At 59.6% G+C, this 433-nt stretch carries 1 protein-coding gene; it reads left to right on the top strand.

Going from position 1 to position 433, the window contains the following annotated elements:
• Window positions 1–11 precede the first annotated feature (11 nt).
• On the top strand, window positions 12–433 hold a 422-nt coding region (locus RM555_RS30860), incomplete at its 3' end, for a divalent metal cation transporter (RefSeq protein ID WP_311415006.1).

Genomic DNA, 433 nt, shown 5'->3' on the forward strand with positions numbered 1-433 from the left:
TCATTATCGGGATGCTCGTCGTCATCGCCATCGGGTTCACCGCCGGTCTTGCTTTTTCCCCGCTGTCATGGGGTGGGGTCGCGTCAGGCCTAGTGCCCCGGTTTGAAGGTACTGAAACCGTCATGCTCGCCACGTCGATGCTGGGCGCTACAGTCATGCCTCACGCGGTATACATGCACTCTTCCCTGGTGCGTGATCGCCACGGGACCGACGACAGGCCAAAACGGATCACCACGCTGTTGCGAGCAACCCGATGGGATGTCGCGGTCTCTCTGGTGCTGGCAGGATCGGTAAATATTGCGATGCTGCTGTTGGCTGCGGCGAGCCTGCAAGGTGTTAAGGGTATCGACGGCATAGCTGAGGCTCATGCAGCCATGAGTAACTCAATGGGGCCGGTAGTGGGGCTTATTTTCGCGGTGGGGCTGTTCGCGTC

It is taken from the genome of Micromonospora reichwaldensis, from assembly GCF_031845925.1.
Lineage (GTDB): Bacteria > Actinomycetota > Actinomycetes > Mycobacteriales > Micromonosporaceae > Micromonospora > Micromonospora reichwaldensis.